The 14,439-nt window shown below is 47.6% G+C and carries 13 protein-coding genes; 7 read left to right on the top strand and 6 right to left on the bottom strand.

The features are described from left to right. Positions 1-12: 12 nt before the first annotated feature. Positions 13-480 carry a tripartite tricarboxylate transporter TctB family protein gene (locus EHS89_RS11115; protein ID WP_124926221.1) on the bottom strand — a complete coding sequence of 156 codons (468 nt, stop codon included), beginning with the start codon at positions 478-480 and terminating at the stop codon, positions 13-15. 753 nt (positions 481-1,233) lie between these two features. Between EHS89_RS11115 and EHS89_RS11110 the strand changes: the two genes are divergently transcribed. From EHS89_RS11110 to EHS89_RS11100, 3 genes are read left to right on the top strand one after another with little or no spacing between them, the layout of a single operon-like run. Next, complete coding sequence (locus EHS89_RS11110; protein WP_124926264.1) at positions 1,234-1,581, top strand: RidA family protein; 348 nt, start codon at positions 1,234-1,236, stop codon at positions 1,579-1,581. A 37-nt stretch (positions 1,582-1,618) separates the two neighbouring features. Next, positions 1,619-2,860: an NAD(P)/FAD-dependent oxidoreductase gene (locus EHS89_RS11105; RefSeq protein ID WP_124926220.1), complete on the top strand. Its 1,242-nt coding sequence runs from the start codon at positions 1,619-1,621 to the stop codon at positions 2,858-2,860. 9 nt (positions 2,861-2,869) lie between these two features. After that, a complete protein-coding gene (locus tag EHS89_RS11100; protein ID WP_124926219.1) occupies positions 2,870-3,586 on the top strand; it encodes an aspartate/glutamate racemase family protein in 717 nt (238 codons plus the stop codon). Positions 3,587-3,778: 192 nt separating this feature from the next. On the opposite strand, the gene EHS89_RS11095 is transcribed toward EHS89_RS11100, so the two are convergent. Then, positions 3,779-4,357, bottom strand: a complete 579-nt coding sequence (locus tag EHS89_RS11095; protein ID WP_124926218.1) for a TetR/AcrR family transcriptional regulator — start codon at positions 4,355-4,357, stop codon at positions 3,779-3,781. A gap of 123 nt (positions 4,358-4,480) precedes the next feature. Between EHS89_RS11095 and EHS89_RS11090 the strand changes: the two genes are divergently transcribed. Next, positions 4,481-4,990, top strand: a complete 510-nt coding sequence (locus tag EHS89_RS11090; RefSeq protein ID WP_124926217.1) for an HPP family protein — start codon at positions 4,481-4,483, stop codon at positions 4,988-4,990. Positions 4,991-5,120: 130 nt separating this feature from the next. On the opposite strand, the gene EHS89_RS11085 is transcribed toward EHS89_RS11090, so the two are convergent. After that, a complete protein-coding gene (locus EHS89_RS11085; RefSeq protein WP_124926216.1) occupies positions 5,121-6,311 on the bottom strand; it encodes a YbfB/YjiJ family MFS transporter in 1,191 nt (396 codons plus the stop codon). Between the two features lie 147 nt (positions 6,312-6,458). On the opposite strand from EHS89_RS11085, the gene EHS89_RS11080 reads away from it, so the two are divergent. Continuing rightward, entirely contained in the window at positions 6,459-7,250 is a 792-nt protein-coding gene (locus EHS89_RS11080) for an AraC family transcriptional regulator (protein WP_124926215.1), read from the top strand. Positions 7,251-7,402: 152 nt separating this feature from the next. Then, complete coding sequence (gene rarD, locus EHS89_RS11075) at positions 7,403-8,320, top strand: EamA family transporter RarD (RefSeq protein WP_124926214.1); 918 nt, start codon at positions 7,403-7,405, stop codon at positions 8,318-8,320. 157 nt (positions 8,321-8,477) lie between these two features. Here the strand turns inward: rarD and EHS89_RS11070 are convergent, their stop codons facing one another. The 3 genes from EHS89_RS11070 to thiS all read right to left on the bottom strand — a co-directional run bounded on the left by EHS89_RS11070 (position 8,478) and on the right by thiS (position 12,302). After that, entirely contained in the window at positions 8,478-10,994 is a 2,517-nt protein-coding gene (locus EHS89_RS11070; RefSeq protein WP_124926213.1) for an EAL domain-containing protein, read from the bottom strand. Between the two features lie 256 nt (positions 10,995-11,250). Continuing rightward, complete coding sequence (locus EHS89_RS11065) at positions 11,251-12,048, bottom strand: thiazole synthase (RefSeq protein WP_124926212.1); 798 nt, start codon at positions 12,046-12,048, stop codon at positions 11,251-11,253. A gap of 47 nt (positions 12,049-12,095) precedes the next feature. Further along, positions 12,096-12,302, bottom strand: a complete 207-nt coding sequence (gene thiS, locus EHS89_RS11060) for a sulfur carrier protein ThiS (RefSeq protein ID WP_124926211.1) — start codon at positions 12,300-12,302, stop codon at positions 12,096-12,098. A 365-nt stretch (positions 12,303-12,667) separates the two neighbouring features. On the opposite strand from thiS, the gene EHS89_RS11055 reads away from it, so the two are divergent. Then, on the top strand, positions 12,668-14,059 hold the full coding sequence (locus tag EHS89_RS11055; protein ID WP_124926210.1) for an aminotransferase family protein: 1,392 nt from the start codon (positions 12,668-12,670) through the stop codon (positions 14,057-14,059). The last annotated feature ends 380 nt before the right edge of the window (positions 14,060-14,439 follow it).

Here is a 14,439-nt window from a genome sequence, read left to right as displayed (position 1 = left end):
TTTCAGTCCTCCTCAGGAAAGGGTCCAGGTTGGCAGATAAACCCGCAGGAATTCCCGAGAACCGAAGAAGACTAATACAGGAACAAGAATTGATACCGCGCTGATAGGCAGCCAATTGCGTCCACCTAGCAGTATTGCGATAGCAAACATCACAAAGGGGGTGGCTACTAAAAAGCCTATATAGGGAACCGCTAGCCAGTAAGCGACAAAAATACCGATGTAGATGAAAATGCCGCTAAAACCGTTGGTGATAATAAGTTCGGCGCTTTCTATCTCAGCATTGTTATAAAGTTTTTTGAGTGACTGGATACCGATAGAACCGGAGAAGAAGATCATCAAAGCGGCAACTACACGGGGTAATGTCATGGAGCCCAGATCGGATTCAGCACCACCTTCTACAAAGTTGTCGTAGGTTAATATGATCAGCGAGGCAATAATGATTACTGTCGATAAGACGACATCAACTTTTCTTCTATCCATTGTACTACCTGAATGTTTCTTATTTTTATTCGACCTGCATGTCTTCGGGTTGGTTGCTATTCGGTGCAACTTTAACGATTAGACATATCTGAATCATAGTTGTGAATATGACGGCAGGGGTCGCTACTTTTATCCAGTGTAATTCAACTAAACATAGATACAATTCGAAAAAATATTTGATTATATAAGTTTTACTTATGTTCTTTGCTTCTACATTAACCGATAGGGGGCGGCTCGATTAAATACTTATACTTTGTTAGTTATCTCTCCTTATATAAAACAGTGTTATTTCCTTAGACGGCTACGACTAAGCGGCCTCGCATCAGCAGATAGCCGGTTAGTTCACTATTTTTTAACTCACTTAATCATCTGATCAGTAATATTCATAACATAAAATAAACTGATGAATTGTTAAAAAAATACGATTTGTGATTATGTTTTTAGAGGCAAATAATAGTTTCATCAAGGCTCTGACCTGAATCCTATTTAGACTACAGGCCGAATATAACAATAAAAGTAGAACCTCGATTGATGCATCGTTTGTGATTGCAACTGACCATTATTGGAAGCTTGCACCCGCCATTCGCGTTTCGATTATTTGCTTTTCTATTCTTCTATATTCGGGCTGTCTGAGAACTGTTTCAGGCTCATTGTCGTTCTGTTGTCACTATAAATTTGTGGCAGAGAGTGCTTCCTGATCCAGTCATGGGGTCAGGTTTCATACAGAAGTAACCGATGAAAAGTGAGTATGAAATGATCCAACGCCAACATTCAAATCAGCGTATGAGTCAGTTAGTCAGTGTTGCCAATCTGGTCTGGACAGCGGGTCAGGTAGCGAAAGATCCATCTGAAGATATGGCCGGTCAGACCCGTCAGATACTGAGTCAGATTGATGCTCTGCTAGCCGATGCCGGTAGTGCTAAAAGCCAGTTGATCAGCGCCAATATCTGGGTTTCCGATATCCGTCAGTTTGCTCAGATGAATGAAGTTTGGGATGCCTGGGTCGATAGTGAAAACCCGCCGGTGCGGGCCTGTGTTGAATCTCGTCTTGCCCGGCCTGAGTTGCTGGTTGAGATTCAGGTAGTGGCTGCTAAAGCTTAAGCTCTTTTGAGGCGTAGGCTCTGGCCACGAAGCGATTATGGAAACTGAAAATATTGTAATCATCGGAGCAGGAATAGTCGGACTTTCGACTGCACTTAGCTTGCAGAAGTCCGGTTATCAGGTAACTCTGATCGATCGTGAAGACCCGGGTATGGGGGCGTCTTTCGGAAATGCAGGTCTGTTTGCCGACTATGCCCGTCTACCTTTTACCAAATTTGCCATGCTGCGAAAAATGCCGGGTATGTTGCTTGATAGCACCAGTCCGCTTTCAATGCAGAGTAGTTACCTGCCAAACCTGGTGACTTATGGTCTGGGTTTTGTGAAGTCCTGTCTGCCATCGAAATATGAACAGGGTCGCGCCGCTTTAAGCGCTTTGCAGAATTGTGCCGTTGCAGCAGATCAAAGGTTATTGCAGCTAACCGGATCTGAAGACCTGATAAAAGCCAAAGGTTGTCTGGCGCTGTTTGATTCTGAACAGGCCATTGAAGATGCCCGGGTTGGTGATATGGCCGAACGTATTCAGCAAGGTGTCAGCCTTGAGTTTCTCAGTGCCGGCGAAGTGGCCGACCTGGAACCGGATCTGTCAGCTTTTCATGCCGGTGGCGTGTTCTACCCCAATACCCGCTTCACGGTGAGCCCGGTCGCACTCAGCCAACGTTATGCTGAACATTTTGTCGCACAAGGCGGCAATATTGTACTGGATGAAGTGCTGGAGATAAGCCCTCAAGGGCCGGGAGTGAGGGTACGTTGCAGTGGCAGTGTTAGCCAGTTTGATAAGTTGGTGCTCTGTGCCGGTGTAGCCTCTAAAAAGCTCTTAAAGCCAATGGGCTGTAATTTTCCCTTGGTGAGCGAACGGGGCTACCACCTGACGCTGGATACCGATGGCAAAAAACTCAGTCGCCCGGTTGGGTGGTTGGACAAAGCCGTGTTTCTGACGCCGATGTCCGATGGTGTTCGGCTTGCGGGTACCGCGGAATTTGCCTATGCCGATGCGCCGCTGAATCCCGAGCGGGCCAGTGTGATGCTGCAGCACGCTAAAGTGATGTTAGGGCAAGAACCTGAAATTCGCTCAACCTGGGTGGGTAGTCGACCTTCGACGCCGGATTCTCTGCCGGTTATCGGTATGTTGAAACAGTATCCCCAGATTAGCGTGGCATTCGGGCATGGCCATCTGGGTCTGACATTTGGCGCAATAACCGGTCAGTTAATTAGTGAATGTATCAGAGGTGTACAAACATCGGTGGATCTGACGCCGTTTGCACCCGAACGATTTAGTTAAGGTAAAAATATGATTATTAAAGGCGGTATCAATGTTTGTGGTGTTCCATTAGGGGTTATCTCTCTGGAATCATATTTTCCTAAACCTGATGGTCATATAAAGCACCCGGCCAGTTTTGATTTTCCGATTCTGTATAAAACAGTGAAGGGTGCGACGATTGATCGCCTGATTCGTGAACGTGATCCTGAACTATTGAAGCCCTTTATCGACGCGGCTCAAGAGCTGGAGCGTGAAGGCGTGAAAGCGATAACGGGCAGTTGCGGCTTTCTGGCACTGCACCAGAAAGCATTGGCTGATGCTGTAGATATCCCGGTGTTTATGTCCAGCCTGATCCAGGTGCCGTTAGTATCACGCATGTTGAAGTCTGATCAGAAGGTAGGCGTTGTCGTGGCAAATTCCGACGCACTGACTCAGGACCACCTGACAGGCGTAGGCATTGCCGATGAACCGATGGTCGTTGCCGGTATGCAGGATCAGCCACAGTTCTTTGATGTAATTCTGAAAGGTAACAACAACGATCTGGATATGGCTGTGTTTGAGCGTGAGCTCTGCACGGTGATTCAGACAATGCTAGACAATAATCCAGAGGTTGGCGCGATTGTTCTGGAATGTACCGACCTGTCCCATTTTGCTCCCCGACTGCAGCAACGATTTGGCATGCCTGTTTTCGATCTCTCCAGTCTGACCCGGATGGTCACCGCTGCAGCTGATCGACAGATAGCCTGAGGTAAGAAGGGCCTGGATAAGCAGTCTTAACCGAAGGTTGGTAGCAGGCTTAGTTCTACATCGATTTTATGTGTAACTCCTGAGCAGGGATTTTTCGGAAAATCCTGATCGCTCTTTTTGGCAGATATTACCCAGAGCTTCGCGGTTCCCAAGGGTAATATCTGTATTTTTTCCTTATTTCTCCAGCATATCTTAAGCGCATTCTCTGCGCAGAAGCATTACAGCAGTGGCTTTTGCTTTAACTGCAGCATCGCGGTCGCCTTGTACATAGGCCAGGGTAATGGCTCCTTCTTTAAGCAAACACAAGGCATCGGTCATATTTTCTTGATCGCTCGAATCGATATCCAGCATATCTACCTGCTTGGCAATGAGGCTACGAATACTCTCTTTATGACGACTACATTGTCGATGCAAAGGGTTTTCGGGATCGCCAAATTCAGCGCTGACATTGATGAAGAAGCAGCCATGAAAAGGGAGCAGATCAGCTACCCGGTCATTAAACCAGTCATCCAGAGCATCAAACAGGGCATAGACTTTATCGGCTCCGTTATTTGATTCATTGAAACGGCTTTCAAGCCAGTCATGAAAGCGTTGATCACGGAATGCCAGCACCGCAGATACTAAATCTTCTTTACCGGAAAAGTGATGGTACAAGGTTTTTTTAGCGATACCTGATTCTGCCAGGATCTCATTGATACCAACCGCATGTACCCCTTTCAGATAAAAGAGTTTGAAGGCTGTCGTAATAAGCTGAAGTCGTTTGTCTGACATGTTCTTGTACTGGATTTCAAAGTAATAATATTGACACGAGTAGACCAGTCTGTCTACTATGTAATGTCTGGTAGACAGGTTGGTCTACCTTGGCTTATTTATACTGGATGTCCGGGGTGATCGATGACTGATCTGTTGCAAAAAATGAGAGGGGATGCGGCGCCTTTACCTGCTCCGCACCCGGTTAAGAACATACTGCTTGCAGGCCTGGGGGGCTTTATTGCGATTGCCGTGCTGGCGGGTCTGGCGGACAGTCTTGAAACGGTCTTAATCATGGGCTCTTTTGGTGCTTCCTGCGTGCTGGTATTTGGCTTTCCTGATGCGCCTTTTTCACAGCCGAGAAATGTTGTTGCCGGGCATTGCATCAGCACACTGACGGGGTTAGTTTTTCTGATGTTTTTCGGTCCGGTGTGGTGGTCTGTTGCACTGGCTGTTTGTGTCGCGATTATGTTAATGATGGCCAGCCGTACGGTACACCCGCCGGCAGGTTCGAACCCGGTGATAGTGTTCCTGTTACAGCCTGGCTGGGATTATTTGGTCTTTCCGACATTCACTGGTGCCCTGTTGTTGGTGCTGGTAGCGTTGCTATACAACAATCTGAGCCGGTCAGCGAGCTACCCAAAGTACTGGTAAAAGAAGGTGGATAGGTTGCTCTTCTTTTTGAAAATAGCGCTCAGAACAATAGGCGTCCAGAAGTTCAGGCGCTGTCTCATATTTAAGGGCTTAAGGGCTTAAGGGCTTAAGGGCTTAAGGGCTTAAGGGCTTAAGGGCTTAAGGGCTTTGTGGATAAACCGGATCGCTGTTCAATTCTTTGCGCAAAGGCGAGTGCGATACAGCCAGCCAGCATCACCAGTATGGTCAGAATCAGGCCGTTATTAAAATTACCGTAGTATTCCGCCATAAAGCCCACAATAGCCGGCGCGATCATCTGTGCTATGCCATAGCTAAAGGTGAGTCGACTCATCGGTTTCGATGGATTATCCGGGAACAGTCGTCCAACCATTGCGAGCATCATACTGACGATCCCGATAAAGCTTGCGCCATAAATCAGTGCACTAAGAATAACCGCAAACAGGTGTTGGCTTAGGAGGAGTATCAGAATACTCAGGGTGTTCAGAAGGTAGGCGATAAACAGTGCCTGCCATGGTCCGGTTTTAGCTGAAATTTTGTCCCATAAACCACTTGCTGGTGCGCAGCTGAGTCCGGCAACCAGCCATATGATCCAGCCACTTCCCTGCAGGGTATCAATGCTTTCGGCGATAGTGATCAGGAAGGTAGCAGAAATGACATAACCGGCGCCTGCGCAGAAATAGGCCAGTTGTAGCACCGGCATAAAACTGAGTGGCAGGGCTGCGTGGCTTTTACAACGTCTGGGCAGAGACTGCTCCAGACTGAAATCGGGTAGCCAGCGCCAAACCGGGATAATGAGTAACAGGGTGGCCCCGGCATAGATCATCCATTGCTGATCCCAGCTGAAGCTGTCTTTGATCAGCTGGGCAAGAATGGCAGTGATAACTATGCCTATTCCCAGACCTGAGAAAAATATACCCAATTCCGCTTTATGATTATGTTTTATAAGCCAGTGCATCAGTAACCCGCCACCCAGCAACATACCAGCAGCACTGCTCAGGCCTGAAAGATAACGTAGCAGGTACCATAGCGGTTCTGAGGTGGTCAGTCCCATCGCAATACTGGTTAGCACTGCGGTAATAAGGCCTACCTGGAATAGCCGGGCTTTTAAGGCAAGGCTGTGGATAAACGAGATCAGTAGTGCCCCGCTCAGGTAGCCTGCATAGTTCGCAGCAGCCAGATAACCGGCGACCGACTCTGTCAGGCCTGTTTCACTGGCCATTTCCGGGATCATTGGCGTGTAAGCAAATCTTGCGATGCCGACGGTAGCAGTAATTCCCAGAACGCTGATGAGAAGCATGCGCGCTCGACTGATTTCAGACATTGATTCTATCCACTTAAGATGAAGTCTCAGGTTAGTGGATGTTGCTTATGTTATCTTTCTATAGAATGACAAAATGTATATAGAATAAGACAGGTTGTTATTAGTGCCGTTAATGATGTCGTTAATATTACCGCCAGCAGAGTTCTTATGAATCGACTATCTTCTACCGAATTAAGCTTACTTGAGATGGCGAGTCTCCCAAGAGAGCTGTTCGTACGTCAGGAAGTTATGCCTTCCCGTCATTTTTTCCCGCCCCATCAGCATGACTGGCATCAGCTTTTATATGCAGTATCAGGGGTGCTGGTTGTCGATCTGACAGGTGAGAGATATTTTATTCCACCGGAGCAGGTGATCTGGCTGCCCCGTGGTTGTCAGCATAGCGTGTATACCGAATACGGTGCCGACCTTAAAAGCTTGTATGTTAAAGCGGAATATAAAGGGCTGAGTACAGATACCGCCTGTGTCCTGCATATTACACCGCTAATCAGAGAGTTGATTCTGTCCGCTGCAGATTTTGAGATTAATTATTCACTGCAGGGTTATGAGAATGATCTGGTGCAGTTATTGTTACAGTCCCTGGCTCGTCTGGAACAAAGTGATCGTTACCTGCCCTGGCCTGTGGCAGAAGAGTTGGCTGCTATGTGTAGCCGGTTGTATTTGCAGCCGGATAATAATCAGACAACAGAACAGTTGGCAGAATTACTGGCCACTACACCCCGTACTCTGGACCGGCGCTTCCGTCGCGAGACCGGCATGTCTTTGAAGCAGTGGCGTCAGCAATTACGGCTGATGCAAGCGATTGAGCTACTTAGTACCGGGCAGAGTATTACTACTATCGCACTGGAACTGGGCTATAGTTCTGCGTCACCATTTATCCATATGTTCAGAGAACAGTTTGGGATTAGCCCTGCACAATACCGAAAGCAAAAACAGCACTGACAGCCCTCGTATAAAGCAGTTAATTGATACCCTGATAGAGGGATATAAGCCGCTTTTATGAGTAACAAGTAATTCTTGAATTGACCCTGCCTGAATTACTCGGATAATGCCGTTCTCTTTTAAACTTTAGTATGAGTGGCGGTTTATTCAGTATGCAGCAAGATAATGATCAGAACGGTCTGTTCTGGACTACATCCGCCTATATCATCTGGGGCCTGGTCCCTCTTTTTTATCAACACCTTAAAGGTGTTGAGGCGATGGAGATATTTGCTTTCAGAGTACTCTGGTCGGTACCACTGATGGCCATACTGTTGTGGATAACGGTGACACCTGTGAAGGTGTTTAAGTTATTAATGGAGCCGAAAACATTTTTCTGGCTGTTTCTCTCTACCGCCTGTATTTCAGTTAGTTGGTATCTGAACACCTGGGGGGTCACCCATGGACAGGTATTGATGGTCAGTCTGGCGTATTTTCTGACCCCCCTGGTCAGTATTCTGATCGGTGTTTTCTACCTGAAAGAGAAGCTGTCACCTTTGCAGTTTATGGCGCTGGTTTTTTGTTTGATGGGCTTCGGTTATGCCTGCCTCAGTCTTGAGTCTTTCCCCTGGCTTACCGTAGGTATTGCCGTGGCATTTGGCAGCTATGGTCTGATTAAGAAACAAGTCAAAATTGATACTCTGAACGGGCTGACGGCAGAAGCGATCCTGATGGTTCCCTTTGCACTGTTTTACCTGATTGGCATGTCAGGTGGCACCAGTTATGACGCGAATGAAGGGGATATCAGAATACTACTGATGCTGACGGCGCCTGTGACAATAATACCGCTGGGCTTGTTTGCTTTTGGCGTAAAACGGATGAAGAATTTGTCTAGTATTGCGATCTTACAATACCTGGAACCAACACTATATTTCTTACTGGCTGTATTCGTCTTTAAAGAGGCGGTGGATAGCGATCGGTTGATAACCTTTAGCCTGGTTTGGTTCGGCTTTATCCTGTTTGCCCTGGATAGCCTGCGCCGTAGCAGAAGTCTGCGTCGGAACAAAAAAGCGAAGCGCCTGGTACCCGCTTAAGTTAGGCTGTGTAAAAACGTTATGAGCGAAGGCTGAGCTAGGCAAAAGTAGCCGAAAAAGCGGAGTCACTGTCCCCTTGTAGAGTTTCGATGTGTAAATGAGCAATTTGAGGCTATTTTTAACGTGGCTCAGGCAAGCGCAGTAGTTTTCACACATCCTAAGTGAGGCTTTGCTGGCGCTTATACCAGTCGATAAATTCCAGTGCTGGCATGGGACGGGCAAACAGGTAGCCCTGTATCTGATCACAATTTAGCTGTTGCAGGCGCCGAAACTGGGCGTCTGTCTCAATTCCCTCAGCGACCACTTTTAATCCCATCGCCTGACTCATATCGATTATCGAGGAGACAATAGTGCGATCGATATCGGATTGCTCAATATTGATCAGGAAGCTGCGATCAATTTTCAATACATCAAGGGCCATGTTCCTGATATAGCTCAGGCTGGAATAGCCGGTACCAAAATCATCGATAGCCACCTGAATCCCGGTGCTACGTAGCTCTTTTATCGTAATCTGCGTCTCTTCAAGGCAATGCAGGAAACTGGTTTCGGTCAGTTCTATAGAAAAAAGATGGGGCGGGAGCTTCTCATATTCCAACTCATTGATGATCCGCTTGGCAAGGTTCGGATCCAGCATCTGCTTGGCCGAGACATTAATAGCCAGAGGGACTTCAATGCCTTCGTTAGCCCATTGGGCGCCTTGTTTGGCGGCCTCACAGAGCACATAGTTACCAATTTTATCAATCAGGCCAATATCTTCGGCGAGCGGAATAAACTGATCGGGAGAAACAAAGCCTAAGCTTGGGTGTTTCCAGCGCAGCAGAGCCTCTGCACCAACGGGACATTTAGTTTGGGCGCAGACCTTGGGCTGGTAATAGAGCTCAAACTGATCTTCGGTGAGTGCCTGTAGCAGATCGTTACCCAGCTGATAGCGTGAGTGAATCTGCTGATGCTGCTCCGATGAGAAAAAACGAAAGCTATTACGGCCGATATCTTTTGCCTGATGCACAGCTGCGTCGGCACATCGCAATAGATTTTCTGCATTATCAGCATCATCGGGATAGAAACTGACACCGATGCTAACGGTGGTTTCAATCTTATGGTTCTGAATCAGTATCGGTTGATTAATGGCGTGGATTAGCTGGTTAAGAAAGCCGGTTAAACTTTGGTAATCATCAACATCGGTCAGGATAAGATTAAATTCATCACCACCGAATCGTGCGACGGTATCCCCGTCCTCAAGCAGGTTCTCGATACGCCGCCCGGCTTCCTGCAGCACCAGATCACCAACTTCGTGGCCGTAAAGATCATTAATGCGCTGAAAAAAGTCCAGGTCGACATAAACCGATGCAACACGATGCTGATGCTCTTTGGCATAACCCAGCGCCAGCTGAAGGCGGTCATTAAACAGTTTTCTATTGGGTAAACGGGTGAGCTCATCAAAGTATGCCAGCCGTTTAATCCGTGCTTCTGATTTTTTAATCTCCGTCAGATCAGAAAAGATCGCGGCATATTGGCTGATAACGCCGTTATCATCTTTTATCGCGGTAATACTGAGCCATTCAGGATAAATAGTGCCATCTTTTCGCTGATTCCAGATCTCGCCCTGCCATTGGTCGTTATGCTCGAGACTGGCCCACATCTCGGTGTAAAAGTCGGCATGGTGCCGGCCGGAACTCAGAATGCTGGGTTTCTTGCCGACCACTTCGTCTGCCTGATAACCGGTTATTTCTGTAAAGGCTGGATTAACCCGCTGGATAAGCGCCTTATTATCGGTAATCAGAATAGCTTCCATTGAAGCATCAATGACGCGGTCTGCCAGTTTCAGATTATAGGTGGACTTTTCAAGTGCCTGATCCCGCTCATTCAGAAGACTGCGTAGTCGATGAACATAATCCAATTCAGCGCTTTGCAGGATATCGTGATAAGAGATAAGGCCGGAAATCTGGCCCTGACTATCTTTCACTGCCAGGTGCTGAAAACCATGCTGACGAAAAATCTTACGCACGTTGTACAGGCTCTGATCCTGTTCGACTGATATCAGGTCGTCAGCACAACAGTCCCCTAGTTGGGTATTCATCAGGCCTTTAGCCAGCATGTCGATAACATCTTTAGCGGTCAGAATACCGAAAACCTGTTGTTCCCGGGTAACCAGTAATGCAGTTTGCTTCGCATTCTGCAGTTCCTGAATAGCTTGCTGAAGCGTCAGATTTAAAGGCAGGCGCAGGGGATTTTTATTGGCAATATCGCTGACTGAACGGAGGAACAGGTCGTGTTCAATTCCCTGACTGTTGACCACATCGGTTTCCGATAAAATACCAAACAGAGCGCCGTGCTGATTCACCACAACCAGATGCCGTAAATTATGGCTCTGTAGTTGCTCCGATGCCCGGTCTACCGACTCATCACTGGCAACGGTAATAACCGGGCTGGACATAAACTGGTCGACCCTGGTGCTGTGAATATCACCACCTTGCTGCACCAGATCAATCATGTCTCCGCGGGTAATAATGCCAACCGGTCGGTTATCAGTACAGATGATAATGCTGCCTATCCGGTGTTCTGACATCAGTTGTATCGCATCGGCTGCCGTATTATGGGCAGCACAAAAGATCAGATCAGTCTGAGTAATCTGATGTACAGAAAGGTCGTGTTTGATATCAGCAAGCTGGGGCATTTAATGGCTTCGCGAAATGAGTAAATACATTAAACAAATTTGGCGGATACTATCATGGGGTTTTCAAACAAGAATAGTCTGTAGATACTCAAAATGGTAGGCAGGCAGGAGTGTCAATTAAAACAAACAGCGCGTTATTGGCTGCAGGGTTGTAGCACGTTGTTTTAGCAGAGTTTTTTGTCGTTTAGGTTAGGGCCGGATTATATCTGTGTAAAATATAATCCGGCATGTTTGAATCTTTAACTAGTTTGAATCTTTAACTAATAGTGCCATCAATCGGTGAAGAGGCGCTGGCATACATTTTCTTTGGCATTCGACCTGCCAGGTAGCCTTCGCGACCACACTCAACCGCTTTACGCATCGCCTGGGCCATGAGTACCGGGCTGCGGGCGTGGGCAATGGCGCTGTTCATCAGTACGCCTTCACAGCCGAGTTCCATTGCAACCGCAGCATCGGAAGGTGTGCCAACACCGGCATCTACGATGATAGGGACATTGGCGTTTTCCAGAATTAGCCGGATGTTATTGAGGTTTTGCAGGCCCAGACCGGAACCTATAGGTGCGCCCAGCGGCATGACCGCTACACAACCCATCTCTTCAAGTCGTTTACAGATCAGAGGATCATCGCTGGTATAAACCATCACTTTGAAACCGTCGTTAATCAGGGTTTCAGCTGCAGCCAGGGTTTCAGTTACATTGGGGTAGAGTGTTTTGTCGTCCCCCAGAACTTCCAATTTAACCAGATCATGCCCGTTGAGTAGCTCCCGTGCCAGACGACAGGTACGTACCGCTTCTTCTGCGGTATAGCAGAACGCAGTATTAGGCAAAATACAGTATTCATCAGGGGACACCACATCCAGCAGGTTGGGCTGATCTGGATTCTGGCCGATATTCGTTCGACGCAGTGCTACGGTCACTATTTCGGCGCCACTGGCGCGGATAGCCGCCCCGGTTTCCTGCATATCTTTATATTTACCGGTGCCTACCATCAGGCGCGAACTGAAGCTGCGTTCACCAATGATCAGTTGATCATTAAGCTGTAAATCCTGGGTCATACAATACTCCTGCACAGACTGAATATGATGGGGTGAGCAGAGGACGCTTAACCGCCGCCAACTGCACGAACTATCTCAACCCGGTCACCCTCTCTCAGGCGGGTTGATTGATGTTCGCTACGGGGAATTATTTCCTGATTAACTTCAACAGCGATACGTTTTTCGGTCAGGCGCAGCGTCTCAATCAATTCTTGTAAATTGCGGGCGGTGACCTGCTGTAATTTTTCGCCATTAACGGTGAGTCGAATCATCATAGAACCTCATAGTCAGACCTGCACAAGGTCTCTTTTTATTGTTTGTTCTATTCATACTGGGAAATATCCAGATCTCCTTTAAGGGCCAGATATTGTCAACTTGTGAGTCCAGTCGGAGGAGCAGGACCCGAATTACGGCTGGCATCATATCTGGCAGTTATCTGGTTCTAACTGGTTTTTGCTGAAGCCAAGTAGCTTATAGGTCATGGATACGAAGTAGGGCGCAACCAATTCAGCCTTACCGATAGCCGAATGATAGGAATGGGAGTGTGACTCCCGCCTCTGAATTAAAGAGTCTGGTGCAGTGTTTCAGCTACAGCGTTTCAGGCTCGATAACAATAACAATACCCTCAGTGGAGGCTTGTATGACTTATAGTTCTAACGAATTCGATGCGAAAGAAGTTGTAGGTAATGACCGTAAACACGTATGGCATCACCTTTCGCAGCACAAACCATATGAAGAAACTGATCCTATGGTTATCGTTAAGGGTGAAGGCATGCGGGTATGGGATGCCAAAGGCAACGAATACCTGGATGCTGTATCTGGTGCAGTATGGACAGTAAACGTTGGCTATGGCCGTACCGAAATAGCTGATGCCGTTCGTGATCAGTTGGTAACCCTGAACTACTTTGCACAGACTGCAGGTAACGTTCCAGCGGCACAGTTTGCTGAAAAGCTGATTGAGAAAATGCCGGGTATGAGCCGTGTTTACTACTCTAACTCAGGTTCTGAAGCGAACGAGAAAGTGTTCAAAATGGTACGCCAGATCGCTGAGAAGAATTACGGCGGTAAGAAACATAAAGTCTTGTTCCGTGAGCGTGATTACCACGGTACTACGATTACTGCACTAAGTGCGACCGGCCAGTTTGAGCGTAAGAATCAGTATGGTCCTTTTACGCCTGGTTTCGTTGAAGTACCACACTGCTGCGAATACCGCGCGCAGGAAGGTGCTGATCTGGAAAACTACGGTGTATGGGCTGCCGATCAGATCGAAAAAGTAATTCTGGCTGAAGGTCCTGATACGGTTGGTTGCTTGTGTCTGGAGCCGATCACTGCCGGTGGTGGTGTAATTGAGCCGCCTCAGGGTTACTGGGATCGTGTTCAGGAAATCTGCAAGAAGTACAACGTTCTGCTGCACATCGATGAAGTGGTCTGTGGTCTGGGACGCACCGGTAAGTGGTTTGGCTACCAGCACTACGGCATCAAGCCAGATATGGTAACTATGGCTAAAGGTGTTGCTTCAGGTTATGCGGCTATCTCTTGTACAGTAACCACTGAAGCGGTATTCGATCTGTTTAAAGAGCCGGAAGATGGGCGCATGGATTATTTCCGTGACATCTCTACTTTTGGTGGTTGTACTGCGGGCCCTGCTGCGGCACTGGTTAACATGCAGATCATTGAAGATGAGAATCTGCTGGATAACGTGGTTGAGCAAGGTGAATACCTGCGCGGTCGCCTTAATCAGCTGATGGAAAAATATGACGTTATCGGTGATGTACGTGGTAAAGGTCTGTTTGCCGGCTTTGAGCTGGTTAAAGACCGCGTAACTAAAGAGCCTGTTGATGAGTCTGTATCAGTACAGATCGGTGCTCACTGTATGGCTAATGGCGTTATTGTTGGCCGTACTAACCGCTCTTTCAAAGAGTTCAACAACACTATGTGTCTGAGTCCTGCACTGATCGCTACCCGTGCGGATATCGATAAGATTGTTGATGCTCTGGATAATGCACTGGCGGACGTTGCACCGAATAGCTAAGACTTTTTCAACGCTTTACCTTGTCCGTCTCCGGGACTATTGCCTTCCTCCTCCACTGGGAAGGTAGTAGTCCCGGTTCTTATAAATCCGGCACTGGTCAGACCAGTCCGGATTTATTTGTCATATTGTTAGGGAAGGTGCGAATTAGTCTCTTACGCCTCTGGCTTACAGAGAGGGTGAAGGTCAAGGCAACAATTACAGGCATACTGGTGGTACGTCGAAAATTGTTAACGCCGGGATTTGCCCTCTCTGAAAGCCCCTTCTTTTAAAAAAGAGAGGGGCGGGCTCTATAACGGCCATGTGCACTGTCAGACAGTTTGAAAAGGTCCATACATTTCGCTGCACTGTCTTTCGCGCATCTGGCCGTTTTATAGCCCGCA

This window comes from Amphritea balenae (assembly GCF_003858655.1).
GTDB classification, from domain to species: Bacteria; Pseudomonadota; Gammaproteobacteria; order Pseudomonadales; family Balneatricaceae; genus Amphritea; species Amphritea balenae.
The sequence above is the reverse complement of the archived record's forward strand: the minus strand, read 5'-3'. Positions and strand labels throughout refer to the sequence as shown.